The sequence below is a fragment of the Anabaena catenula FACHB-362 genome (genome assembly GCF_014698735.1).
GTDB lineage: Bacteria > Cyanobacteriota > Cyanobacteriia > Cyanobacteriales > Nostocaceae > Anabaena > Anabaena variabilis_A.
In genome coordinates, this window is record NZ_JACJTQ010000004.1 from 13,915 (window position 1) to 38,278 (window position 24,364).

Annotated in this window: 21 protein-coding genes and 1 pseudogene; 18 read left to right on the top strand and 4 right to left on the bottom strand. The window is 40.7% G+C overall.

Features of this window, described 5'->3' with window-relative positions; all coding sequences use genetic code 11:
• Positions 1–163 precede the first annotated feature (163 nt).
• Both H6G68_RS04300 and H6G68_RS04305 read left to right on the top strand, forming a co-directional pair.
• Positions 164–1,369 carry a serine/threonine protein kinase gene (locus H6G68_RS04300; protein WP_190905522.1) on the top strand — a complete coding sequence of 402 codons (1,206 nt, stop codon included), beginning with the start codon at positions 164–166 and terminating at the stop codon, positions 1,367–1,369.
• A gap of 182 nt (positions 1,370–1,551) precedes the next feature.
• The gene (locus H6G68_RS04305) at positions 1,552–2,331 is read left to right on the top strand and encodes a sulfite exporter TauE/SafE family protein (RefSeq protein ID WP_190905523.1); all 780 of its coding nucleotides are present in this window, start codon (positions 1,552–1,554) and stop codon (positions 2,329–2,331) included.
• 290 nt (positions 2,332–2,621) lie between these two features.
• Here the strand turns inward: H6G68_RS04305 and H6G68_RS04310 are convergent, their stop codons facing one another.
• Entirely contained in the window at positions 2,622–3,362 is a 741-nt protein-coding gene (locus tag H6G68_RS04310) for an amino acid ABC transporter ATP-binding protein (RefSeq protein WP_190905524.1), read from the bottom strand.
• Between the two features lie 670 nt (positions 3,363–4,032).
• Between H6G68_RS04310 and H6G68_RS04315 the strand changes: the two genes are divergently transcribed.
• From H6G68_RS04315 to H6G68_RS04385, 16 genes and pseudogenes are all read left to right on the top strand, one after another.
• Entirely contained in the window at positions 4,033–9,291 is a 5,259-nt protein-coding gene (locus tag H6G68_RS04315) for a response regulator (RefSeq protein ID WP_190905525.1), read from the top strand.
• A gap of 8 nt (positions 9,292–9,299) precedes the next feature.
• Complete coding sequence (locus tag H6G68_RS04320; protein ID WP_190905526.1) at positions 9,300–10,271, top strand: GGDEF domain-containing response regulator; 972 nt, start codon at positions 9,300–9,302, stop codon at positions 10,269–10,271.
• Positions 10,272–10,406: 135 nt separating this feature from the next.
• The gene (smc, locus tag H6G68_RS04325; protein ID WP_190905527.1) at positions 10,407–14,051 is read left to right on the top strand and encodes a chromosome segregation protein SMC; all 3,645 of its coding nucleotides are present in this window, start codon (positions 10,407–10,409) and stop codon (positions 14,049–14,051) included.
• A 154-nt stretch (positions 14,052–14,205) separates the two neighbouring features.
• Complete coding sequence (locus H6G68_RS04330; protein WP_190905528.1) at positions 14,206–14,787, top strand: hypothetical protein; 582 nt, start codon at positions 14,206–14,208, stop codon at positions 14,785–14,787.
• 171 nt (positions 14,788–14,958) lie between these two features.
• Complete coding sequence (locus H6G68_RS04335) at positions 14,959–15,246, top strand: hypothetical protein (protein ID WP_190905529.1); 288 nt, start codon at positions 14,959–14,961, stop codon at positions 15,244–15,246.
• A gap of 237 nt (positions 15,247–15,483) precedes the next feature.
• Positions 15,484–15,693, top strand: a complete 210-nt coding sequence (locus H6G68_RS04340; RefSeq protein WP_190905530.1) for a hypothetical protein — start codon at positions 15,484–15,486, stop codon at positions 15,691–15,693.
• A complete protein-coding gene (locus H6G68_RS04345) occupies positions 15,690–16,103 on the top strand; it encodes a type II toxin-antitoxin system VapC family toxin (protein WP_190905531.1) in 414 nt (137 codons plus the stop codon). The genes H6G68_RS04340 and H6G68_RS04345 overlap by 4 nt, the downstream gene beginning before the upstream one ends.
• 244 nt (positions 16,104–16,347) lie before the next feature.
• Positions 16,348–16,632: a toxin-antitoxin system TumE family protein gene (locus tag H6G68_RS27060; RefSeq protein WP_236721290.1), complete on the top strand. Its 285-nt coding sequence runs from the start codon at positions 16,348–16,350 to the stop codon at positions 16,630–16,632.
• Complete coding sequence (locus tag H6G68_RS04350) at positions 16,629–16,982, top strand: HVO_A0114 family putative DNA-binding protein (RefSeq protein WP_190905532.1); 354 nt, start codon at positions 16,629–16,631, stop codon at positions 16,980–16,982. The genes H6G68_RS27060 and H6G68_RS04350 overlap by 4 nt, the downstream gene beginning before the upstream one ends.
• Positions 16,983–17,276: 294 nt before the next feature.
• Positions 17,277–17,513: a DUF433 domain-containing protein gene (locus H6G68_RS04355; RefSeq protein ID WP_015080100.1), complete on the top strand. Its 237-nt coding sequence runs from the start codon at positions 17,277–17,279 to the stop codon at positions 17,511–17,513.
• Positions 17,510–17,860: a DUF5615 family PIN-like protein gene (locus H6G68_RS04360; RefSeq protein ID WP_190905533.1), complete on the top strand. Its 351-nt coding sequence runs from the start codon at positions 17,510–17,512 to the stop codon at positions 17,858–17,860. The genes H6G68_RS04355 and H6G68_RS04360 overlap by 4 nt, the downstream gene beginning before the upstream one ends.
• Positions 17,861–18,058: 198 nt before the next feature.
• A complete protein-coding gene (locus tag H6G68_RS04365) occupies positions 18,059–18,259 on the top strand; it encodes a hypothetical protein (protein ID WP_190905534.1) in 201 nt (66 codons plus the stop codon).
• A 94-nt stretch (positions 18,260–18,353) separates the two neighbouring features.
• Positions 18,354–18,686: a type II toxin-antitoxin system PrlF family antitoxin gene (locus tag H6G68_RS04370; RefSeq protein WP_190905535.1), complete on the top strand. Its 333-nt coding sequence runs from the start codon at positions 18,354–18,356 to the stop codon at positions 18,684–18,686.
• 2 nt (positions 18,687–18,688) lie between these two features.
• Entirely contained in the window at positions 18,689–19,186 is a 498-nt protein-coding gene (locus tag H6G68_RS04375; protein ID WP_190905536.1) for a type II toxin-antitoxin system YhaV family toxin, read from the top strand.
• A 378-nt stretch (positions 19,187–19,564) separates the two neighbouring features.
• A pseudogene (locus H6G68_RS04380) lies at positions 19,565–19,765 on the top strand (hypothetical protein); the annotation flags it as partial.
• Positions 19,766–19,950: 185 nt separating this feature from the next.
• The gene (locus H6G68_RS04385) at positions 19,951–20,934 is read left to right on the top strand and encodes a PRC-barrel domain-containing protein (RefSeq protein ID WP_190905537.1); all 984 of its coding nucleotides are present in this window, start codon (positions 19,951–19,953) and stop codon (positions 20,932–20,934) included.
• A gap of 236 nt (positions 20,935–21,170) precedes the next feature.
• Here H6G68_RS04385 and H6G68_RS04390 read toward each other — a convergent pair whose 3' ends face one another.
• From H6G68_RS04390 to H6G68_RS04400, 3 genes are all read right to left on the bottom strand, one after another.
• Entirely contained in the window at positions 21,171–21,938 is a 768-nt protein-coding gene (locus H6G68_RS04390; RefSeq protein ID WP_190905538.1) for a hypothetical protein, read from the bottom strand.
• Between the two features lie 67 nt (positions 21,939–22,005).
• Entirely contained in the window at positions 22,006–22,554 is a 549-nt protein-coding gene (locus H6G68_RS04395; RefSeq protein ID WP_190905539.1) for a hypothetical protein, read from the bottom strand.
• A gap of 92 nt (positions 22,555–22,646) precedes the next feature.
• The gene (locus H6G68_RS04400) at positions 22,647–24,242 is read right to left on the bottom strand and encodes a tetratricopeptide repeat protein (protein WP_190905540.1); all 1,596 of its coding nucleotides are present in this window, start codon (positions 24,240–24,242) and stop codon (positions 22,647–22,649) included.
• Between the last annotated feature and the right edge of the window lie 122 nt (positions 24,243–24,364).

Here is a 24,364-nt window from a genome sequence, read left to right on the forward strand (position 1 = left end):
CGAATACCGAGTCCTGATATCAATTCACTTAATTAAAGCTATAAATGAATCTCCGCGTCCCCGCGTCCCCGCTTCTCCGCGTCCCCCTCCCTCTTTTCATCTTTTTTGAGTATCCTGGAATAGTATGGGAATACTCTGAATGTAAATTGCCAGCAGGTGCTAGATGCTGCAAGCAGAACAAATCTTACAAGAACGTTATCAAATCGAACGCCAACTTGGTAATAATGGAATTCGCCAAACTTGGTTAGCTAAAGATTTACAAGCCGCTGACGAGGAAAATGCGTTGGTTGTAGTCAAACTCTTGGCTTTTGGTGGTGCTGTCCAGTGGGATGACCTCAAACTCTTTGAGCGGGAAGCGCAGATTCTCAAACAGCTAAATCATCCCCGCATCCCCCAGTATATTGACTATTTTTGCATGGATGACCGCAGTCTCTGGTTTGGCTTAGTCCAAGAATATATTCCTGGTGAATCACTTAAGGAAAAACTAGTTGCTGGAGGAAGATTTACTGAAAACCAAACTCGGAAAATTGCAGTTCAGGTGTTAAAAATTCTCACCTATCTACATGAATTAAATCCGGGCGTTTTGCATCGAGATATTAAACCCAGTAATTTAATTTGGGGTGAAGATCATCAAATTTATTTAGTTGATTTTGGTGCAGTTCAAGATAAAGCCGCTAAAGAAGGTGTGACTTTTACCGTTGTGGGTACTTATGGTTATGCACCCATAGAACAATTTGGTGGTCGGGCAGTTCCAGCATCAGATTTATATGCTTTAGGAGCATCTTTAATTCATTTGTTAACAGGTCTTGCTCCAGCAGATTTACCCCAGAAAGATTTACGGTTGCAATTTTCAGACAAAGTTAGCCTCAGTCAGTATTTTGTGAATTGGCTGGAAAAATTGACAGAACCTGCACCAGAACAACGTTTCTCTAGCGCCCGTCAAGCCCTGGATGTTCTCAAATCTGGTCAAATTGTTAAAAAAGCAGCAAAAGAAAATCAATCTTTAAGCACAAAAGAATTTATCAATAATTCTGGGTGTGGTATTTTTAATAGCTCCCAAAAGGTTCCAGAAGAAATTCTGGGTTGGAATTGGGGTGCATTTTTGATGCCTTGGTTATGGATTTGGCCTAATTATGTTTGGCTTTATGGATTGCTGTGTTTCATACCACAAATTGGGTGGATAATGACAATTGCTCTAGGCGCAAAAGGTAATGAATGGGCTTGGAAAAGTAGGCATTGGCGAAGTATTCAACAATTTAAAGACCATCAGAGAGGCTGGGCGATCACTGGGATGATGATTGGTGTACCGTTAAGTATTCTGTTTTGGGGACTTGCTTACACTATTATCAAATCAATGATTGGATTTTGAGTTCAACCTTACTTCACAAATCATACAGCAGAATTCAGGAGTCCAATAATTTTGGATTTTGGATTTTAGATTTTGGATTGACTCCATACCTGAAGGTAGGAACTTGAGTAAAGAATTGTAGATTTTGGATTTTCAGTTTATGCCTCCTGCAACTTTCAATCTGCTGTAATTACTTAGAAATAATGCCGCATAATTTAACAATTATCCATAGCTTGCTTCTCTTTAGTACTGCGTTTATTGCAGGTGGACTCAATGCTGTAGCAGGAGGTGGAAGTTTTATTACATTTCCTACCTTGATATTTACAGGTATGGCACCAATTACTGCCAATGCCACAAATAATACTGCTCTTTGGATAGCAGCTGTAGCCAGTGCGGGAGCCTATCGTCGGGATTTGAGCATTGAAAGGCGAGAATTGTTGGTACTAGCGGCTATAAGTTTAGTTGGTGGGGTGATTGGTTCTGTGGCTTTGTTATATACATCACCAGATGTGTTTAAAAAGTTGCTTCCATACTTATTACTGTCAGCAACACTGATATTTACATTTAGCGAACCTCTGAAGAAATGGCTTCAACTTCAGAGCAAAAATTCATCATCAGAATCTCCACCTTTGTTGATTCTCTCACTTGCTCAACTAGCGATCGCAATTTATGGTGGTTTCTTTGGTGCCGGTTTAGGAATCTTAATGTTGGCCACCCTCACCTTTTTAGGTATCAAAAATATTCACGCCATGAATGCCTTTAAAGCCTTTCTCGGCAGTTGCATCAATGGTATCGCCATTATTCCCTTTATGGTTGCGGATTTGATAGTTTGGCATCAAGCTATTTTAATGGCGGTTGGAGGTTCCCTGGGTGGTTACTTATGCGCTCATTATGCCCGGAGACTAGATCCTGGTTTGGTGCGGAAATTTGTGATGGTAGTAGCTTTTAGCATGACTACCTACTTTTTTCTTCATCAGAATTAATATACAGCAGAATTTAGGAGTCAGGAGTCAGGAGTCAGGAGTCAGGAGTCAGGAGTCAGGAGTCAGGAGTCAGGAGTCAGGAGTCAGGAGTCAGGAGTAAAACTGGCTTGCTGTCTAGGTTTCAATTTTGATTCTGTACCTCATTGATCTGCAATCTGCTACAGGAGGGAATAGGGTTAAAATAATTCGTAATTGATAATAATGCCGACCGCAGGCTACCGCCAACGTAATTCGTAGTTAAACCCAAAAATTACGAATTAGTAATTAGTTAAAACTCTCTTGAATATTTGTTAGAGAATCTGTGATAAAAACTTGCGCGTTCTTTCTTCTTGAGGATTAGTAAAAAAGGTTTCCGGAGTTGCTGATTCAACGAGAGAACCGCTATCCATGAGAATAACTCGATCTGCGACTTCACGAGCAAATCCGACTTCATGGGTAACGACTACCATTGTCATCCCATCACGGGCAAGATTTCGCATCACATCTAATACTTCTCTGACCATTTCTGGATCTAAAGCAGAAGTGGGTTCATCAAATAGCATAATTTTGGGTTGCATGGCTAAAGCACGGGCTATGGCTACTCGTTGTTGTTGTCCACCAGATAACTGTCCTGGATATTTTTGTGCTTGTTCTAAAATGCCAACTCTTTCTAACAGTTGCATTGCCAATTCTTCAGCTTTTGACTTCGACAAACGACGTACCCAAATGGGTGCTAAAGTAATATTTTGCAGAACTGTCAAATGAGGAAATAAATTGAATTGTTGAAATACCATGCCTACTTCTTGGCGAATGGTGTCAATATTTCTTAAATCCTTGCTGATGGTAATTCCATCAATAGTAATTTTCCCTTGTTGATATGCTTCTAAAGCGTTAAAAGTGCGAATAAAAGTAGATTTACCAGAACCTGATGGTCCCATTAAAACAACAACTTCGCCCCGATTAACAGTTAAACTTGCACCCTGGAGAACGTGAAATTTACCATACCATTTATGAACATCTTCAGCAATAATTATCGGTATTTCTTCTAACATATTGTTGTCATACCTAATGATTAATATCAGGGCGGGAATTATTTATTTAAATGTATCAGGTTTTAGGTAATTAAAAAAATTGGTTTGGATATCTTTTTACAACAATTATACGCTCATTATTGAGTAGAGTTTTTAATCGAGTTCCGTGGGTTTAAGTCCCCCACAACTATCAAGCGGCAAGTATGTTACTCCCTTCCCAGTATAAGATTACTTATCTTCTTTCTTTCCTTCTCCTGTCGGAGACACTGCGCGAACGGAACGTCTTTAACGAACGCGTCCTATCCCTACGGGACACTATGGCTAACGCCACGCTCCGCGAACGTGAACGCGTCTTTGCGGTTCATTTAATCTGTATTCTTCTAGTGGGAAGGGAGTAGGCAGGGTTTAAATCCCTGTTGCAAAACTTAATTATGTATCCCTAGCCAGACCGGAGGCATTATTACGAATTACGTATCCCTAGCGGGACCGTAGGCACTATTACGAATTACGAATTACGAATTATTTAATTGTTATCGTCACACCCTCAGCCCTCTGAATTTTACTTTTTACTCTAAGCCGAGTTACTCAGCAATGTTTCGGTGACAGAAGAGGGATACCAACAACAGTCCTCACCAAATTTTCACTATTCTGCTCTAAACTGAACGAAATTCAACGTTCCCTGGGAACAAAGATGAAAATATACCGTTTAGCATCCTGGCTTAAATCTACTAAATTTATTTTTCACCGTACTAATCAAAATTACTTTTACCATCTTTTTGGGCGATCGCTCCCCATTGCGATTGGTGTAATCATTTCAGTTGCTGTTCTTTTGCTGTGGCAGAATCTCCTAATATATCAGCATACTGAGATGACCCATTTAATTACTCAGGAAGCAAATACTATCAAAACTGAACTAAGCAGCCGAATTAACACACGCATTCTCGCTTTAGAACGGATGGCAAAACGGTGGGAAGCCAGTGGAGGGACTCTTCAGCAAGTATGGGAAGTTGATGCAGCCACTTATTTGAAAGACTTCAACGGATACCAGGCAATTGCGTGGGTTGATGTTACTGCCCATGTTCGTTGGATTGCTCCCGTAAAGGGTAATGAAGTGGTACTCAATCTAGACCTAATGCAGAATGCGGAACGGCGAACTGCACTCTTAACTGCCCGCAATCTTCGACAAATAACGTTAACTCCTACACTAGAACTGAAACAAGGTGGTAAGGGCTTTTTGGTATTTTTGCCTCTGTATGTTGGGGAACAATTTGATGGCTTCCTTGTAGGAGTTTTTCAAATCCAATCGCTTCTTGATCGCATTTTGCAAGAAGAAACCATTCATGATTACCAGATGGCTATTTTTGATCAGCATGAACTTATCTACAAACATGGTTCTTTGTCTGTAGTAGATTCGACCTGGCTTCAGACATTAACTATTGACCTGTATGGGATTAATTGGCAAGTTCAGATTGCTCCCAGTTTAGCTTTATTACAGCAAAAGAGATCGCCTCTTCCCACCTTTGTCCTGATTGGAGGTCTTTTCATCGCTTGGACGTTAGCGTTAACTTTGTATTTTGCTCAAGTTGCTAGAAGGCGTACTCATCGCATTGAGTCTATTAATCAGGAACTGGATCTCAAAATATCTAAACTTCATCAAACAGAGACTACTTTACAGTCAGCTATGACACTCCAGCAAGCCATCCTTGATAGTGCCAACTACACCATTATCTCTACTGATACTAATGGCACGATTTGCACCTTTAATGCAGCGGCTGAAAGATGGTTAGGATATACTGCTGCCGAAGTTATTGGCAAAACAACTCCTGCCATTATTCATGACTCAGATGAAGTAGTACAACGAGCAAAAGAACTATCGCAAGAACTTGATCGTCTAATCGCCCCAGGGTTTGAAGTTTTTGTTACCAAAGCACGACTCGGACAAATTGATGAGCGGGAATGGACATACATTGCTAAAAATGGTTCTCGCTTTCCAGTATTGTTATCAGTCACGGCACTGTATGACCAGACGGGTATGCTGACAGGATTTCTGGGTATTGGTAGCGATATCAGAAGGCGTAAACAAGCAGAAACAGAACTCAAAGAAAGCGAAGCAGCCATAAAATCTTTGTATAAAATTACATCTACTCGCCATCTTAGTTTTGAAGAGCGCATTCAGAAGCTACTGGCTTTGGGATGTGAATTATTCAATCTTGAGTTTGGCATCTTGGGGAGGGTACAAAATAGCCAGTATGAAGTGATGGTTGTCCAATCGCCCAATAATGCCCTCAAGAAAGGTGATGTCTTTGATATTAAACAGACTCTATGCTGTGAAGTTTTAGATAAAGATGAACCTCTGACGATTGAGCATACAGCAACTACTGAATGGCGCAACCATCCCGCCTACTCTGCATTTGGGATGGAGTCTTATATTGGAACACGAGTTTTAGTAGCAGATAAAGTTCATAGCACTTTCAGCTTCTCTAGCCATACACCTCGTGCAGAAAAATTCAAATCTGCTCATCAAGAATTGCTCAAGCTCATGGCGCAGTGGATTGGGAGCGAAATCGAACGCCAGCAGGCAGAGGAGTCTTTGTTGCAGAGTGAATCCACCCTCCGCAGCTTTTTTAACAGTGGCGCAATGATGATGGGTATTGTAGAACTACATGACAACGATGTTCGGCATCTCTCAGATAATGTAACTTCTGCACAGTTTTTTGGTACTACCCCAGAGGCATTAAAGAATCAGTTTGCGACTGACTTGGGAGTACCGCGATCGCATTTGAACCTCTGGCTTGATCACTACCGAGAGGCGATGCAAACTCAAGCTCCAGTAAAATTTGAGTATCCACACGCGACTCCTAACGGTGAAAAATGGCTAGAAGCGATCGTTTGCCCAATCGAAAGCCACCCCGGTGGGCAGCCCCGACTTTCATACGTAGTTGAAGATATTACCGACCGCAAACAAGCTGAAGCAGAGTTACAGGAAATGAGTGATGCCCTGGAAAACGCAGTAGCAGGAGTATCAAAAATTGATTCCCAGGGACGTTACATAGCTGTTAACCAAGTCTACGCTACCATTACAGGCTATCAACCAGAAGAAATGTTAGGCATGGAGTGGCAACAAACAGTATATCCTGACGATATTGAACACATGATAAATGCCTATGATCAAATGCTCAGGGACGGTAGAGTAGAAGTTGAAGCCAGAGGAATTAGAAAAGACGGGACTCTTTTTTACAAACAAGTTGTGATGATATCTATTTATGATGAACAGCAGCAATTTGTTGGGCAACACTGCTTCATGAAAGATATCACTGATCGCAAGCTGGCTGAAGAAGCACTGCAACAGCAGCTTCGCCAAACCCTCCTGCTCAAACAAATCACTCAGCAAATTCGTCAAAGCCTTGACACTAAAAAAATCTTTGAAACGGCTGCTATTCAAATTGGACAAGCATTTAAAGTAGAGCGCTGTGCAATTCACTCTTACGTTAACAACCCCAGTCCGCGAATTCCCATAGTCGCAGAGTATGTTGTTCCTGGTTACACTTCTATACTAGATTTTGAGATTCCAGTTGATGGCAATCCTCATGCTGAAAAAATCATGGCACAGGATGATGCGATCGCTTGTTCGGATGTGTACGCCGACCCTTTACTCCAAAATGCCCAATCAATTTCTCGGCAAATTGGGCTAAAGTCCATGTTAGCTATTCGCACCTCCTATCAAGGAAACCCCAATGGAATCATAGTAGTACAACAGTGCAGCTATTTTCGCCAGTGGACTCAAGAAGAAATTGAATTATTAGAAGCAGTTGCAGCACAATTAGGAATTGCCCTCGTACAGGCAGATTTGCTAGAGCAAGAAATTCGCCAACGAGAAGAACTCACCTTGAAAAATTTTGCCTTAGAGCAAGCAAAACGAGAAGCAGATTCTGCCAATCGTGCCAAAAGTGAGTTTGTCGCCATGATGAGCCATGAAATCCGCACACCAATGAATGCCGTCATTGGTATGACTGGATTACTCCTAGATACAGAACTCAACCCTAAACAGCAAGACTTTGTTCAGATTATTCGCAATAGCGGAGATTCTCTTCTGAGTATCATCAATGACATCCTAGATTTCTCCAAAATTGAATCCGGCAAGCTAGATTTAGAAATGCATCCCTTGAATTTGAGGAACTGCATTGAAGGTGCAATTGACCTTGTGGCAGCTAACGCAGCCGAAAAAGATATTGAATTAGGCTATCTCATTGCCCCTCAAACTCCTAGCGTGATTCTGGGTGATGTGACCCGGCTGCGCCAAATTTTGGTGAATTTACTGAGTAACGCTATTAAGTTTACTGAGGCTGGAGAAGTCATCCTTTCAGTGACAGCACATATAATCAATTCTTCTGTTCCAGAAGAAGCGACTGTTTATGAAATTCAGGTGGCTGTAAAGGATACAGGTATTGGTGTTCCTGTTGATCGCCTTCATCGCTTGTTTAAGTCCTTCAGTCAAGTTGATGCTTCAACTACCCGCCATTATGGGGGTACTGGTTTAGGGCTGGCAATCAGTAAGCGTTTGAGTAAGATGATGGGTGGCACGATGTGGGTAGAAAGCCAAGGCAACGTCGGTGGAACTCCTCCACCCCAATGGCAAGCCTGTACAAATCACCCGATAACTTCATTAGGTTCGACGTTCTATTTTACTATGCTTGCCCAATCTGCGGTTGATTCAGCGTCAGTAGAACTAATTGAGCAATTACCAAATCTATCTGGAACACGCCTGTTAATCGTCGATGACAATGCCACTAACCGCAAAATTCTGACCTTGCAAGCCGAAACTTGGGGAATGATTATTCGTGCCGCTCAATCTGGCGCTGAAGCATTGAGTTGGCTACAACAAGGAGAGACGTTTGACGTGGCCATTCTCGATATGCAAATGCCAGAAATGGACGGATTAACCCTGGCAGAAAAAATTCATCAGCATCCTAATTGCCTTAATTTACCGCTATTAATGCTGACTTCAATAGGTAAATTAGATACTTCTTCTCAAATCTTTACTACTCATTTTACAAATTGTCTCAGCAAACCAATCAAGCAATCTCAACTTCACGAAGTGCTGACTCATGCACTAGGGACGAGACTGATAAAGCTACATCAGCATTCCTCAAAAGCTCAACGCCCTGATACTAAGCTATCAAAAACATTGCCGTTGCGAATTCTTCTGGCTGAAGACCATTTAGTCAACCAAAAGGTGGCACTGCTGATGCTAGAACGAATGGGGTATCGGGCAGATGTTGCTGCCAATGGGATGGAAGTTCTGCAAGCTTTACATCGTCAACCCTATGATGTGGTCTTAATGGACGTACAGATGCCAGAAATGGATGGTTTAGAAACTAGCCGCCGTATTTGCCAGGAATGGCTGGCTGATTCACGTCCACGCATTATTGCGATGACGGCTAATGCTATGCAGGGCGATCGTGAAGAATGTCTAGCCGCAGGTATGGACGACTACATTAGTAAACCCATCAAGATGGAAGAACTGGAAACTGCCCTTCGCAAATGCAATTTTCATCACCAAGTTGAGAATTTATCTAGCAGTTCTGAGCCGCGCACTTCCACTCATAACTCGTCTGTTCTTGATTTCCAAGCCTTAAAGTCTTTACGAGAGATGGTAAATGGAAATCAGTCTGCTTTGGCAGAACTAATCAACTGTTACCTGACAGAAGCTCCCAAGTTAGTGCAAGTTATCCTTGATGCTAGTCATAAGGCAGATGCCAATGCTCTCCGACAAGCCGCACATAGCTTAAAGTCCAGCAGTGCAACACTGGGCGCAATCCATTTTGCGGAACTATGCAAAGAGTTAGAAATATGTGGACGCAGTGGTAATCTAACGGTAATAGAAGAAGTAGTAGCACGCCTTCAAATTGAATACAACTTGGTCAAAGCTGCTCTACAAGAATTCAACTAGGAAACAAGATGAACATAACAGCATCCCAAAATAAAGTTCCTCTAATTTTAGTTGTTGATGATGAACTTTTTATCCGTATGCAACTGCGGCTGTCTTTGGAACAAGAAGGCTATCAAATAGTAGAAGCGCAAGATGGGAAAGAAGCGTTGACAGCTTTTGAGCAGAAACAGCCAGATATTGTCTTGCTTGATGCGTTAATGCCCGAAATTGATGGTTTTGAATGTTGTTCCCAATTACAAACACTCCCAAATGGCAAAAATACTCCCATTTTGATGATCACTGGACTTGATGATCGGGAGTCTGTTGATCATGCTTTTGAAGTGGGCGCTGCGGACTATGTTACCAAGCCAATTCATTGGGCTGTTTTGCGGCAGCGGGTGCGGCGGTTAATTCAGCAATCGCAACTTCAGCAGCAATTAGAAGCTGCCAATCGTGATTTGCAAAGACTTGCTTCCATTGATGGCTTAACCCAAATTGCCAATCGTCGTCGTTTTGATGAATATTTAGAGCAAGAAAAACTCCGAATGATGCGATCGCACTTTTGCACTCATAAAACTAATTCAATTTCAATTTCCTTAATTTTGTGCGACATTGACTACTTCAAGCTTTACAACGACACTTATGGACACCAAGCAGGCGATCTCTGTCTTCAACAGGTAGCTCAAGCGATATCGAGTGTTGTTAATCGGCCAATGGATTTAGTAGCTCGGTATGGTGGCGAAGAGTTTGTCGTGCTATTACCTGAAACCGATGCAAGCGGAGCCGCCCACATTGCGGAGCAAATTTGTAATCAAGTACGAACACTAGCCATTCCTCATGTTCGTTCGCTACGAGGACATATCACCCTCAGTGCTGGTGTTGCGACTAAGAACCCCTGTGTTGAATCTGAAATGAAAAATCTGATTGAGACAGCAGATCAAGCTCTTTATCGAGCAAAGCAAAACGGGCGTGATTGTTTCTGTACTAAAAACAATATATAAAAAATTTGGTTTGGAGATATTTTTATATTGTCTTTCTGTTCCCTAACTCCAGGAATAAAATTCTTTGTGATTCATAGTTGCGAATATTAAAATAATTGATACACTTGTTCTTTGAGCATCGGTTAACCAGCGCCTATGGTGTACGTCAAGCGCGTTGAACTTACAAACTTCAAATCCTTCGGTGGGACTACTTCTGTCCCTTTGCTGCCGGGGTGTACTGTCATATCTGGACCTAATGGTTCGGGTAAATCTAATATTCTCGATGCTTTGCTGTTTTGTTTGGGACTCGCTAGTTCTAAGGGTATGCGGGCTGAACGTTTACCGGATTTGGTAAATAATGCTCAAAAGCATAAGGGACGTTCGGCGCTGGAAGCTAGTGTGACTGTGACTTTTGATATTTCTGATGTCTCACGCAGAGGCGCAGAGGCGCAAAGTGAAGAGGCAGAGGGGCAGGGTGCAGGGCGCAGGGGAGATGGAAAAGAGGCAGAAGAAGAACTCAGCACTCAGCACTCAGCACTCAGCACTCATGAGTGGAGTGTGACTCGTCGGTTACGGGTTACTCATCAAGGAACTTATACGTCGAATTATTATATTAATGGTGTTGCTTGTACTTTAACGGAGTTACATGAGCAACTGAGTGACCTGCGGGTTTATCCTGAGGGGTATAATGTGGTGTTGCAGGGTGATGTGACTAGCATTATTTCGATGAATGCGCGGGAACGTCGGGAAATTATTGATGAGTTGGCTGGGGTGGCGACTTTTGATAGGAAGATTCGTCAAGCTAAGGCTACTTTGGATGAGGTGAAGGAAAAGGAAGACAGTTGTCGGATTATTGAGACTGAATTAACTGTACAGCGCGATCGCCTTTCTCAAGATAAAGCTAAGGCTGAAAGGTATCAAAAGCTAAAAACGGAATTTCTACATAAGCAGTCTTGGGAAGCGGTTCTATCTTGGCGTTCTCTTCAAGCACAGCAGGAAAAGTTAACCGCGCAAATTCAAACTGGCGATCGCAATTTTACCGATTTCACTACCCAACTGACAACGGTTAACGCAGAAATTACTCAAAAAACAGCTGAACTTGAGGAACTTAATCTTCGCGTTAAAGCATTGGGTGAGGAGGAACTTTTGGCGGTACAAGCTTCTCTGGCTACTCAAGAAGCTGAACGCAAGCAACTCCAACGTCAGCAAAAGGATTTGGAAACATCCATAGCAGAATCTGCAAGACGTTTACATCAATCTCATCAAGATATTCAACAATATCAGCTTTCTTTAGAACAAGCAGCACAACAACAAAATTTAGAAACGTTTCATGGAACGTCTCTACAGGAAGAAAGAAATTTAGCACAACAAGCTTTAGAATCTTCTCGCGCTGCTGCGGCGGAAATTGCCACCGCTTCGGAAGCTTGGGTACAGCAACAAACGGCTTTAAATCGCCAAATTGAAGTTTTGCTGCAAACTCTTGAACCCCAACGCACAGAACAAGCGCAATTACAAGAACGAAATACTCAATTACAGCAATTGCTTTCTGAACAATCTCAGCTAATTGGCACTTTAGAACCTGAATTGACAGTAAAGCAAGCTGAAGGTTTACGGGTGGAAACGGAATTTAATGCTTCTAGTCAACCTATCCAAAATTTAGCTGAAAATCTGGCTGCGACTGAACAAGAATTGCAAATTCAACAAGAAACCCAAAAGCGTCTTTTGCAAGAACAGCGAGAAAAGCAACGTCAGTTAGATAAATTAGAGGCACAAACTCAAGCACAGCAAGAGGTACAAGGAACACAAGCCAGTAAAGTAATTTTACAGTCGGGAATGCCTGGATTATGTGGTTTGGTGGTGCAGTTGGGAACGGTAGATCCTCGTTATCAGTTGGCGTTGGAAATCTCTGCTGGTGGACGTTTAGGACATATTGTGGTGGAAGATGATAGTATTGCCTCGGCGGGAATTGAACTGCTGAAACAAAAACGTGCCGGCAGAGCAACTTTTTTACCTCTGAATAAGATTCAAGCACCTAAATCTGTTCAAGATGCAACTTTGCGTTTTGCGGATGGTTTTGTGAATTATGCTGCTAATTTGGTGGAGTGCGATCGCCGTTATCGAGATGTGTTTAACTATGTTTTTGGGAATACGGTGGTTTTTGCTAGTCTTGCACAAGCGCGAAAGCAGTTAGGTTTATATCGCATTGTCACTTTACAAGGGGAATTATTAGAAACTAGCGGTGCAATGACTGGTGGGAGTAATACTCAGCGTTCAGCGTTGCGCTTTGGAACTGGGGAAGCAGCCGAATCTGACGAAGTTACAAATTTAAGAACTCGCTTGGTAGATATTGAACGTGTTTTAGAACGTTGTGCAGAAGCGATTTCTACTTTAGCAATTCGCACCAAAACTCTAACTCAAGAACTGACGGAAGCACGTCAAGCAAGACGGGAACAGCAGTTACAGTTGGAACAGTTGCAAAAAGATATTAAGAGTTTAACAGCACAATTGGCGACTACACGCGCTCAACTTTCCCAAAATACCGAAAAATTCACCACGGCACAATCTCGTCTGGAAGTTTTAGATCGGGAATTACCAGGGCAAGAATCGCAACTGCAACAATTAAGACATACATTATCAGAGTTGGAAGCTTCCCAAACGCCTAGTGAATGGCAACAAATCCAAGCAATCATTAAAACTCAAGAGCAACAATTACGACAAAAAGAAAATGATTTAAGAGAAGCCGAACAAAGATTGAAAAATCTGGAAAATCAACAACAGCGTTTACAAGAAAAAATCCAAGAAGCGCAAACGCGGGTTTTACAATCTCAACAAGAACAGGCAACTCTTAACAGGGAACAGGGAACAGTCAACCATCAACTAGTAGAACTGAATATCCAAATTACTGAAACTCAAGCCAGTTTGCGGAAAATGGAGGAGAATTTAGGGGAAGAGAAGCGAAAACGGGATGGGACAGAAACAGAAGTGCGATCGCTCTTACTGCGTCAACAACAATTACAATGGGAAATTGAAAAACTGCAAGAAATCCAGCAAAAGCGACGGGAAGAATTAGCAGCTTTGCAAACCCAATTGCGAGAATTAGGTGCAGAATTACCAAATCCCCTCCCAGAAGTTCCTAATCAAGTCGATTTGGATGAATTGCAAAAAGAATTGCGGAGTCTAGCCAAACGCCTACAGGCAATGGAACCTGTGAATATGTTAGCGTTGGAAGACCATGATAAAGTCCAAAGTCGTCTCCAAGAACTTACCGATAAATTAACCACATTAGAAGCAGAACGGACAGAATTGCTTTTACGGATTGAAAACTTTACTACCTTGCGACAAATGGCTTTTAAAGAAGCTTTCGACGCAGTCAACGAAAACTTTCAATCTATTTTCGCCACACTTTCCGACGGTGATGGTTATTTACAACTTGATAATCCTGAAGATCCCTTTAACAGTGGTTTGAACTTAGTCGCACACCCCAAAGGTAAACCGGTACAACGTCTTGCTTCCATGTCAGGGGGTGAAAAATCCTTAACAGCCTTAAGTTTTATCTTTTCCCTGCAACGTTATCGTCCATCTCCATTTTACGCCTTTGATGAAGTTGATATGTTTTTAGATGGAGCAAACGTTGAACGATTAGCAAGAATGATTAAACAACAAGCAGAACAGGCACAGTTTATAGTGGTGAGTTTGCGTCGGCCGATGATAGAATCAGCCCAGCGTACAATTGGCGTAACTCAAGCCAGAGGCGCTTATACTCAAGTTTTGGGTATTAAGTTGCAGTCATCTGACCATTGAAGCAGTCCGCAAGATTGCGTAAGATATGTAATTGTGAAGCGATCACTGCATAACAAATCATTAAAGCGGACAATATTTTGGTTTTTAGTTGAGGGCGATCAATTGCCGCTCAACTGTACCGTTATACGTCTTAAATAGCAATAAGGGGTTAATCTTGTCAGTACCAGCAATTCAAACCAGTTATAAAGGATTTCGTTTTCGCTCAAGATTGGAAGCGCGTTGGGCAGTTTATCTCGATACTCTCGGCGTTGATTGGCTTTATGAAAAAGAAGGCTTTGAGCTTCAATCTGGAAGATATCTTCCAGATTTCTGGATTCCATGCCCTGCTTATCGTGATGAACATTCTGGGTATTGGCTAGAAATAAAAGGTGCAGACCCAACAGAAACAGAGTTGGCAAAGTGTATGGAACTAGCTCAAACAACTGGTCATATTACTTTGCTTGTATATGGCTCCCCCACATTGGAAATATTTCACACTTACTCATTCTACCCAATAAGGAAGGATGGACAAATAGTTGGCGTAAAGAAATCTCACAGTAAGGAAACTGATCCAAATCTTCAAACATTGTTTGACCTAATAAAATACGATCCTAAGAAAGAGGCATTTCATTCGCATTTTAGTTTGGCTACAAGGTTTATTCATGGGCAAGGTAAAGAATATGACCCAAAGAGCCTTAAAGAAGCAATTATCAATGCTAGGTCTGCAAGGTTTGAATTCGGTGAAAACGGCGCATAACAATCGCGTAACCGGATGCCAACAGCAAAAGCTCGTTAAGATTGTTTTTTGTCCGAGATTTTACTATGAAAAATGGTTGGCTAGAAAAATTCTCCATAACTTGACATAATTTGCCTGTAGTGTTTACTATTTAGTTGTATAAAAAAAGTTATACCAAAATTTGGTATTTTTATGGAATATTCACACCTACTCAATGATGGTGAGCTTCTCATTCGTGTTTCTCAGTTTGAGGTTCATCGTCAAGATTACCGCATTAAAATCGATTGTGTTGAAGTGCTTGAAGGTGAAGGAAAGGCAAGGTTTATGGCGGCTCCCTACCTCGTTTTCCCTGGAAATGCCAAAGAAGAATTCTATGGCTTAGGTGAAACAGAGAAGGCGGCACTTTGCGACTGTTTAGGAAAGATTAAAGACCAGCCTTATAACTTAATTTGTGGTATTGATGAGAAGCCAACAGAGTAACCTGCCAAAGTGCGATCGCCGATCTTGTAGGGTGCGTTAATGAAATGTAACACACCTTATTTTTAATTGAACAAAAGCGATTTTTTCGGAGTAACTTCTCAAGAGAAAGTCAAAATCATATCAGTGCGATAGCGAAGCACTCCGTAGGAATCGCCATTTGCACCCTGACCAAGTGCGAAAAACCCAATAACAGGCTAAAATTATAATATATCTACAAAATCAACTAGGTAATTAAACATGAGGCTAAAAGCAACTGATCAAGGCTTATTTATCCCTAAAGAGCTATTAGGGGAAGCTCAAGAATTTGAAATTATTACAGACCATGAAAAGCTGATAATTACTCGGATCAAAAAATCATCGTCAATCTGGAATTTAGGCAAAAATCCTGTGGAATGTGATGTACAAGATGGAGCAGTTAATCATGATCATTATTTATATAACCAATGAAAAACATACATTTTTTAGATACAAGCTATATTCTAGCTTTAGAGATAAAAAATGAATATGCTCATCACCAAGTAATACAAAACTGGTCTACTTTAGCGATTTCAAAACCCCTTTTAGTCACAACAACGTATGTTTTCGATGAAATAGTCACTTTTTTAAATAGCCGAAATCTTCATCATAAAGCTGTTGAAATTGGCAATCAGTTACTAGAGAGTCCAGACCTAGAATTAGTCGAGATAGATCAGGTTTTATTCAACCAAGGATGGGAATATTTTCAAAAATATCACGATAAGTCTTACTCTCTCACAGATTGTTTATCCTTTGTTGTAATGCAAGACCGAAAAATTTCTACAGCCTTAACCTTAGATAATCATTTTCGTCAAGCAGGATTTAAGATTTTACCATCATAATTTTATGTTTTCAATTCTTCAGTGATTTGTGCGATTAGTGCAGAAAGTGCGATCGCGAAGCACGACCTAGAAATCGCCTTTTGGGGTTAAGTGTAATCGGCGAACCGAGAAGTTAGCGCTTACGCGATTCCTACGGAGCGCTATCTCTTCGAGACGCTACCGCGAACGCTATCGCTCAACTGTGCCGTTCGGATCATAATATTGCTACTCGACAGAAGTTAAATATATTGCTACAATGCAATATATGAAGGCCACTCTAATCGCCAAAGCAAAAGAAGTTCATGACGACGGATCAATCGTCGAGGTTGTTATATGGGAATTACCAGAACCAACACCACCAAGCACACATAAATACAAATACAGATTATTTTACGGTCAGAATGGAAAATGTAGAATTCGATATGACAACGAACGCGGAAAAGGAGATCATAAACATATAAACTCACACGAAATAGATTACAAATTCACAAGCATTGATAAATTGCTTGACGATTTTGAAAAAGACATTGAAACCTGGAGTGAATCATGAAAGCAATTATTGAAGTAGCCAAAGGTGGTTCTGCAATCCGAGCCGCTCGTCAACAAATTAAAGACTCCGAAATTGGAAAGCCAGTAAATTTTAGACTTTCATTTGAATCTGCAAAATCACTTTTTAGCGAGCTAACGCCTGCTCGACTTGATTTGCTTGATACTTTAAGCAAAATAGAGCCATGCAGTATTTACGCGCTCGCAAAAACAGCCGAAAGAAACTATTCAAACGTACACACAGACGTAATTCGCCTGGAAGAACTGGGATTAATTGAACGGACAGAAGAAGACAAAATATCTGTACCGTTTGAAGCCGTTGAAATATTCATGCCACTAGCGAAAGCAGTGTGAGAATTTGATAAAGTGCGATAGCGTTCGCGGTAGCGTCTCGAAGAGATAGCGCTCCCTAGGAATCGCCTATTGGGTTTAAGTGCGATAGCGTTCACGTAGTGTTCCGCAGGAAAGCGCGACCTAGGAATCGCTCACAGGTTAGATTGATAAAGTGCGATAGCGTTCACGTAGTGTTCCGCAGGAAAGCGCGACCTAGGAATCGCGCAACGCTGATTTTCAGTTCGATTTTTCTATTGTCATAGAACTCGAAAAATCAAGTAAAATTAATTCAGTGCCAACATAATATCTAATATCATGAATAACCTTCTATTAAATAGAATAACAATTAACCATGATATTTGTCATGGTAAACCGTGTATTCGTGGATTGCGCTATCCGGTGGAAATGATCTTAGAACTTTTGAGTTCAGGCATGAATATTGATGATATTTTAGAAGATTATGATGATTTAGAATATGAAGACATTTTAGCAGTTCTCAGCTTTGCTACTCGACTCACTCAAGTTAAAAGCATCCTCCAATTAGTTTCATGAAATTCTTGATTGATGCTCAATTACCAATGCGAATTGCCAATTTATTAGAGAACTTAGGTTGTGATGTTATACATACCAAGAATCTTCCTTTAAAAAATGCAACTTCAGATTCGGAAATCAACAAAATATCAATCCTGGAACAGAGAATTGTTATTACCAAAGATAAAGATTTTTTAGATTCTTTTTTAATCAAACAAGAGCCTTATAAACTACTAATGATAACGACAGGTAATATTAGTAACAAACAAATTGAACAACTTTTTCTACAAAATATTACTCAAATAATCGAATTGTTTTTGACGTATGATTTTTTAGAAATGACCAGAGATAGTTTGATTATTCATTAGTGCGAGTTTGCCTGTTGGGGTTAAGTGCGATAGGCGATCGATAAAATTTAGACGATGGTGTGGGAAGAGTCCGATATTGTAAGATTTTGGTTTTAAGTTGGGGCGATAGCGAAGCGCGACCTAGGAATCGCGCAAGTGCTGACCTCTAAGTTATAATTAGTGGGCGTACAAGTCTGCTGTTAGTATGTGGAGTACCCAGTGAACACCCGCCTAGAAATTGAATCAGCAATCAAGCAATTACCAGAGGATGAAGTTCGCAATTTGGCAGGATGGCTTCAAGAATATCTCGATGAGATGTGGGATCGGCAAATCGAAGCGGACTTGGCATCAGGAAAATTAGATCGTCTCATTGCTCAAGCAGAAGAAGTTATTGGCGATAGCTCTATAATAAAGCACTAAATTGTCCAAACCAGAAATATCATTCTTGACAAGACAATGCAATTGCATTACCTTGGAGATAGAATTTAACCTATAGGTTTAGACTGAGGTCACTATGGCTGTAATACCAGCCCCATCTTCAGAATCTACTCTTACTGATCGCTATCAGACTACAATCCCTGATCCCATTCGCAAGTTCCTTGGCTTGGATAAGCGTGATAAAATCTGCTACACTATCCAGCCTGACGGTAAGGTGGTGATTTCTCGCGTTGACAAGACAGAAAGCGATCCTATACTTGGGCAGTTTTTAAATTTTATTGCACGAGATATCGAAAAGAATCCTCAGCACTTACAAGCGATTAGCTCTGATTTAGTAAGCCGTGTTCAGTCCTTGGTTGCTGAAGTTGATCTTGATCTTGATGCACCACTACCTGACGAGGATGAATAAGTTTGTCTGTAAATCAGCCGCTAGTGATTAATGGGTGGGACATATTTGCTCATCCTCTCTTCCTTAACCAGTTTGAAGAACTTCTAACGCAGGTTGAACATTTGCGTCAGAAGTATCCTCAAGAATACCAGAAGAAAAACGCCACAAAGCGTCTAGCTGCCATAGCAAAGCTGGCATTTGATGTTATTCCTCAAGACCCAACACGTAGTGATTATCGCCAAGGCACTACCCTTGGTGACGATTACAAGCACTGGTTTAGAGCTAAATTTTTTCAGCAGTACCGACTGTTTTTTCGATATCATCAAGAGAGCAAAATAATTGTTTTCGCCTGGGTTAACGATGAGAACTCTAAGCGCTCCTATGACAGTAACACAGACGCTTATCGAGTTTTTAAGAAAATGCTGGAAAGTGGTCATCCTCCAGATAGTTGGGATGACTTACTCAAAGATGCAAAAGGTGAAACTAATCGTTTAGAGAAAGCAGTCAAAGCAGAAATTTAACTGGCTAGAAATAAGATACATACACAGCCTAACGAATCATTGGAGCGGATAATATTGTGATATTTTGGTATTGAGTTGGGGGCGATAGCGTAAGCGCTGACCGGAGGTATCGCTTGCTGGCTGACATAATTTGTGCGATTAGTGCAGAAAGTGCGATCGCTACGCTCGCCGCAGGCATCGCGCAAGCACTGTTTCTTGGATGCCCGTTCGCGTAGCGTCTCCTCAAGGAGAAGGGCTTTTGTCAGTTCGCCATCTACACCTTGACCAAATGCGATAGCTGCGCTCGCCGAAGGCATCGCGTACAGCGCGACCTAGGAATCGCTAAGTGCGACCTAGGAATCGCTAGGGCTGAATAAAATTTTACTAGATTGTACGCCTTTTGATGAAGTAGATATGTTTTTAGATGGAGCCAACGTCGAACGATTAGCTAGAATGATTAAACAACAGGCACAACAAGCTCAATTTATTGTTGTGAGTTTACGTCGGCCAATGATAGAATCAGCCGAACGTACAATTGGGGTTACTCAAGCCAAGAGAGCGTATACTCAAGTTTTGGGTATTAAATTAGGTGGCAGGTGACAGGCAACAGGTAACAGATAAAGATATTACCAATTACCAATTACCAATTACCAATTACCAGCCTAAAATAGATAATTAACAACTTGAGTTAATATATAAGCTTAAGTTTCTGTTAAAAATAGTGTATACATAAACCGGATTCGAGATTGCCTACGGCACGCTACGCGAACAGGACGACCTATAGAATGACCTCTGAACAAGTTATTAGACGTTCCGATATATTAAACACCCAGGTAATCACCCGCGACAACGGCAAACGGCTGGGTATCGTGAGTCAAGTCTGGGTTGACATTGATCAAAGAGAGGTTGTGGCGCTTGGTTTACGAGACAGCCTGATCTCTATCTCTGGACTGCCTCGCCAAATGTATCTCAACAGCATCAACCAAATCGGTGATGTCATCCTCGTTGATAACGAAGATGTCATCGAAGATATTGAAGTTGAAGCCCTCAGCAACTTGATGAACTGGGAAGTCATTACCGAAACAGGCGAAGTACTGGGTAAGGTGCGAGGCTTTAAGTTTAATGGAGAAACTGGTAAAATCTATTCCATAGTCATCGCTGCTTTGGGAGTTCCCCAAATACCTGACCAATTTTTGAGTACCTACGAAATATCCATAGACGAAATTGTTAGTACTGGCCCCAGTCGCTTAATTGTCTTTGAAGGTGCTGAAGAACGAGTTAACCAGTTGACAGTCGGTATTCTAGAACGGCTGGGTATTGGTAAAGCACCTTGGGAGAGAGATGCCGACGAAGAATATGGCTATTCTGCGCCACGTACAGTTTCACCAGCCAATCAACTACCCAGTGGAGTACCATTACAGCCCCCTAGACCCAAAGTCCGCACTCCTGAACCCATAGCGCGGGAAGAAGAAGAATGGAATGAAGACTATATAGAAGAAGAAAGACCACAGCGGCGGGTAATGCAGGCACGGCAGTACGAATCCATTCAATACGAAGAAGACGAAGAAGATAATTGGAGTGAAGCTAGTGGTCAAGATAAATATCAAGAACCGCTAAAAGCTCAACCCTACAAAAAGCCATACACCGACGATTATGACGATTATGATGATGTCGAAGGTGATGCTTGGGATGATGCACCCAAACCAGTGAATATTCCCAAGAAGGTGAAGGAAAGACAACCGGAGTACGAAGAAGAAGGCGGATATTAACAACCCCAATACGCCTGTTACGACAACGAGGCAAAGCCCCACAATTCACTGACTTACCAACCCCTTCTCCCAAACAGCGAGGAGGGGTTATATCATGTGCGGTTGAATACTTATCATTTAGACTGACGCGGAGACAGAGAGACGCAGAGACGCGGAGACGCGGAGAATTTTTTTTGATAAGTGATTAGGCGGACATGATATTAACCTGAGTTCGGTGTTTAGCTTTGCTATCGTGCTTAACTACATCCAGTTGCTGAAGCTGAATTAACTGTTTTTAAGTCACTAGAGAATACTGCTTTATATGAAAAAGGTGACGAACCAGAACAAGTCATGGAATTTTTATCAGGACGACGGGGACTCCACCAAGAATCTGACTGTACAGTCAAAGTGGTGCCATTCCATGACAGTCCCTTAACAATTAAAGTGTTACTTTTCCCATCACTAGGCTTTCTGGCAGTGAGAAATGTGGCATAGTTTACGTTTCCATTAGCGGGGTCAATCCGGGCTATAACTGCTACTTTTGCACTGCCACCACTACCATAGCTGGGTAGCCAACGGCTACTAGCAAAGCGCCGGAAATCATTACCAGTTTGGCTACCAGTGGAAGAGAAAACGCCGTATAAAACACTTTCTCCATTCCAAATCAGTCCATAGCCACTACCATCATCACCAGTTGTTTCGTAGTCGCTGCGACACCATTTTTTCACACCTTTATCAAAACGGATGATGCGGGGGTCTTTGTTATTAGATGATACTTGCTGATAACCAATGTAGATTGTTGATGTGCCAGAAGTTACGTTTGCTCCATTTTTAGCTTTGATTGTCGCTTCTGTGTCGTTGCAGGTAAAGGTTACACTGTTCTTGACAGATGAAACTGTAGTAGTTTCAGCTAAAGCTGGTGCATCTATGGCGGTGATTCCTAAATTAGCAGCTAATATTACTGATAACGCTGGAAATTGCAAATACTTTGTTACTTGGCGGCTAGAAATCATTGAGTTATTCATCGGATTACAATCACCGTCATTATGTATGTGGCTACTCCTATTTTGTATACAATTTGCTTTTTTTTAACTAGAGTGTAATTACTGACTTTACCATTTCTAGTAATTCAGTCTGATTACCTGCTTTTAAGCCAATCTCATACTGCACACCGTTTTTTCGCCAAGTTAAGGTAGCATCAGAACAACCTGCACCACATTGAAAATCTACAAAATAGCCAGTAATACCTTTACCTAAAGATATAGCTTTACCAGTAAGTTTAGGGGTTTTGCTATTGATAGCTTCAGCAGTAATTACACCGAAACGACAGGCAGTACCACCATTACAATCTGGGCTAAAACCCAGTAATATTTCGTACTTGTTTTTTGTCGCAGTTTCGATAATGGCGTAAATTGGGTTTTCTCCACCCAATCCTGGTACATACTTAGGTAATAAAATCTTGATTTGAGTTTTTTTCTTTAATTTGGGCAGAATTGACTTAAAAACTGGGTGTGGTTGCGAAATTTGGCTATTAACTTGCTGCTGTGGTACAGAGGCTATGGCTACATCATGAAAGTAAGTGGTACTGACTAGGAAAAATAACGCAAATAAAGGGCTAAAGTTTTTTGATTTGAGAATCATATTCAAATACTTGTTTGATCAATCAAATATAATAACTTTTACTATAACATTCTCAGATCCTCTACTTTTTAGAGAAATAGAGGATTTGGGTATTAGAAATTTAAAATATCTAATGATTTTTCTATTTCCAAATCTAAAATTCTGGCACGGGTATCTTTATGTTCTTCTAACTTTCCTTCTTTCCAATATAAGTCTGCTGCTTTCTGAAAATCCTCAATTGCTCCTTGCTTTTCTCCTATTGCCAATCTCGCATTACCTCGGTTATAATAAGCATCTGTATAATTAGAATTAATTTGAATTGCCTGGGTATAATCTGAAATTGCACCTTCAAAGTCTCCTAAATCTGAATGAAAATTACCTCGGTTATAATAAGCATCTGTATAATTAGAATTAATTTGAATTGCCTGGGTATAATCTGAAATTGCACCTTCAAAGTCTCCTAAATCAGAACGAGTATCGCCTCTATTTTTATAAGCAATGGCATCATCGGGAGCAATTTTAGTATGAATTAATTTTTGCTGATTATCTAGAAGATAGGGAGCAATTCCTCGATTTTTATGAGTAGTTGCATAATGAGGATTAATTGTAATTGCCTGAGTGTAATCTTCAATTGCTCCTTGATTATCACCGATGCGAGAACGAGCTTCAGCACGGTTTTTGTAATTAATGGCGATGTCAGGGTTAATTCTAATTGCTTGGGTGTAATCTTCAATTGCTGCTTGATAATTATCTAATTGATAGTATGTTAAACCTCTTTTATTGTAAGCTTTACCATCATAAATATTAATATTAATCGCCTGAGTATAATCTGCAATTGCTGTCTGGAAATCACCTAATTGATAATGAACTAAACCTAGCTTGTAATAAATATCAGCATCGTCAGATTTGATTTTCAATGCTTGATTATAGTAATTATTTGCTGCTACATACTCGCCTTTTTTAAAATATTCATCACCTATTTTTGTATAATCAATAGTTAAATCATGTGCAGAAGATTTATCTATTTTTGTATCAGCAGGGGGTTTTAATAATTGCTGATGGGATAGGGGTAGTTTTGGTTTAATAACTTGATTTTTATGGTTTGTAGAAGCTTGTAATTGTTCTAGATAGCACCATAAACCTCCACCATATAACAATTGATTTATGCCAAAGGAAATTTTTCCCGTTTTCAATTTAATCATTTGGGTAGGGAGAAAACCAGCTAAAAAAAGGTGATATTTAGATTGGGCTTCATTCACTTCTTCTTGAATCAAAATGCAGACGATAACCGCATTTTTTTGTACTTCTTCTGAACCTACTGACCATCTAACTTTATCAATAGTACCATGACGAGATTTGACTTCAACACCTATAGAAGAGTCTGAAGTGAGTGTAAAATCACTTTTACCATCACCACCGAAGCGTTTTTCATAATCAACTTCAGTAATAAAATTTGCTAAACGCTCTTTAACTACTTCTTCACCTAATTTACCTTTAAGGTTGTTAATAAAAACGTCACGAACTGGAGAAGTCCGCTTATATTTTTCTGCCATCAACCAACAAAAATCTCTTAATGCTTTTAATCTTTCTCCAGATATAATAGTTAATTCACTATGTTCACCTGGGGTTTGACAGTGAAGTAGACAACCAGATGTTAACCTTTTCAGAAAGTCCGACTGTAGCGATCGCAGCAGGGTAATCCAATCCATTTATTATAGTTCTGCGTTATTTTGTTTGACTTATTGTATGAAAATATGTGATTTGCGTAAATAGATAGCACTCTATCTCTCTTATTTGGTAGGTTGATCTGTTTCATGTAAGACTTATTGTA

Bases quoted from the DNA above. Each gene is read 5' to 3' on its own strand.
- H6G68_RS04400 (WP_190905540.1), bottom strand. From the start codon at position 24,242: ATGGATTGGATTACCCTGCTGCGATCGCTACAGTCGGACTTTCTGAAA.
- H6G68_RS04335 (WP_190905529.1), top strand. From the start codon at position 14,959: ATGGAATATTCACACCTACTCAATGATGGTGAGCTTCTCATTCGTGTT.
- H6G68_RS04350 (WP_190905532.1), top strand. From the start codon at position 16,629: ATGAAAGCAATTATTGAAGTAGCCAAAGGTGGTTCTGCAATCCGAGCC.
- H6G68_RS04315 (WP_190905525.1), top strand. From the start codon at position 4,033: ATGAAAATATACCGTTTAGCATCCTGGCTTAAATCTACTAAATTTATT.
- H6G68_RS04320 (WP_190905526.1), top strand. From the start codon at position 9,300: ATGAACATAACAGCATCCCAAAATAAAGTTCCTCTAATTTTAGTTGTT.
- H6G68_RS04300 (WP_190905522.1), top strand. From the start codon at position 164: ATGCTGCAAGCAGAACAAATCTTACAAGAACGTTATCAAATCGAACGC.
- H6G68_RS04355 (WP_015080100.1), top strand. From the start codon at position 17,277: ATGAATAACCTTCTATTAAATAGAATAACAATTAACCATGATATTTGT.
- H6G68_RS04390 (WP_190905538.1), bottom strand. From the start codon at position 21,938: ATGAATAACTCAATGATTTCTAGCCGCCAAGTAACAAAGTATTTGCAA.
- H6G68_RS04360 (WP_190905533.1), top strand. From the start codon at position 17,510: ATGAAATTCTTGATTGATGCTCAATTACCAATGCGAATTGCCAATTTA.
- H6G68_RS04345 (WP_190905531.1), top strand. From the start codon at position 15,690: ATGAAAAACATACATTTTTTAGATACAAGCTATATTCTAGCTTTAGAG.
- H6G68_RS27060 (WP_236721290.1), top strand. From the start codon at position 16,348: ATGAAGGCCACTCTAATCGCCAAAGCAAAAGAAGTTCATGACGACGGA.
- H6G68_RS04310 (WP_190905524.1), bottom strand. From the start codon at position 3,362: ATGTTAGAAGAAATACCGATAATTATTGCTGAAGATGTTCATAAATGG.
- H6G68_RS04305 (WP_190905523.1), top strand. From the start codon at position 1,552: ATGCCGCATAATTTAACAATTATCCATAGCTTGCTTCTCTTTAGTACT.
- smc (WP_190905527.1), top strand. From the start codon at position 10,407: ATGGTGTACGTCAAGCGCGTTGAACTTACAAACTTCAAATCCTTCGGT.
- H6G68_RS04385 (WP_190905537.1), top strand. From the start codon at position 19,951: ATGACCTCTGAACAAGTTATTAGACGTTCCGATATATTAAACACCCAG.
- H6G68_RS04340 (WP_190905530.1), top strand. From the start codon at position 15,484: ATGAGGCTAAAAGCAACTGATCAAGGCTTATTTATCCCTAAAGAGCTA.
- H6G68_RS04370 (WP_190905535.1), top strand. From the start codon at position 18,354: ATGGCTGTAATACCAGCCCCATCTTCAGAATCTACTCTTACTGATCGC.
- H6G68_RS04395 (WP_190905539.1), bottom strand. From the start codon at position 22,554: ATGATTCTCAAATCAAAAAACTTTAGCCCTTTATTTGCGTTATTTTTC.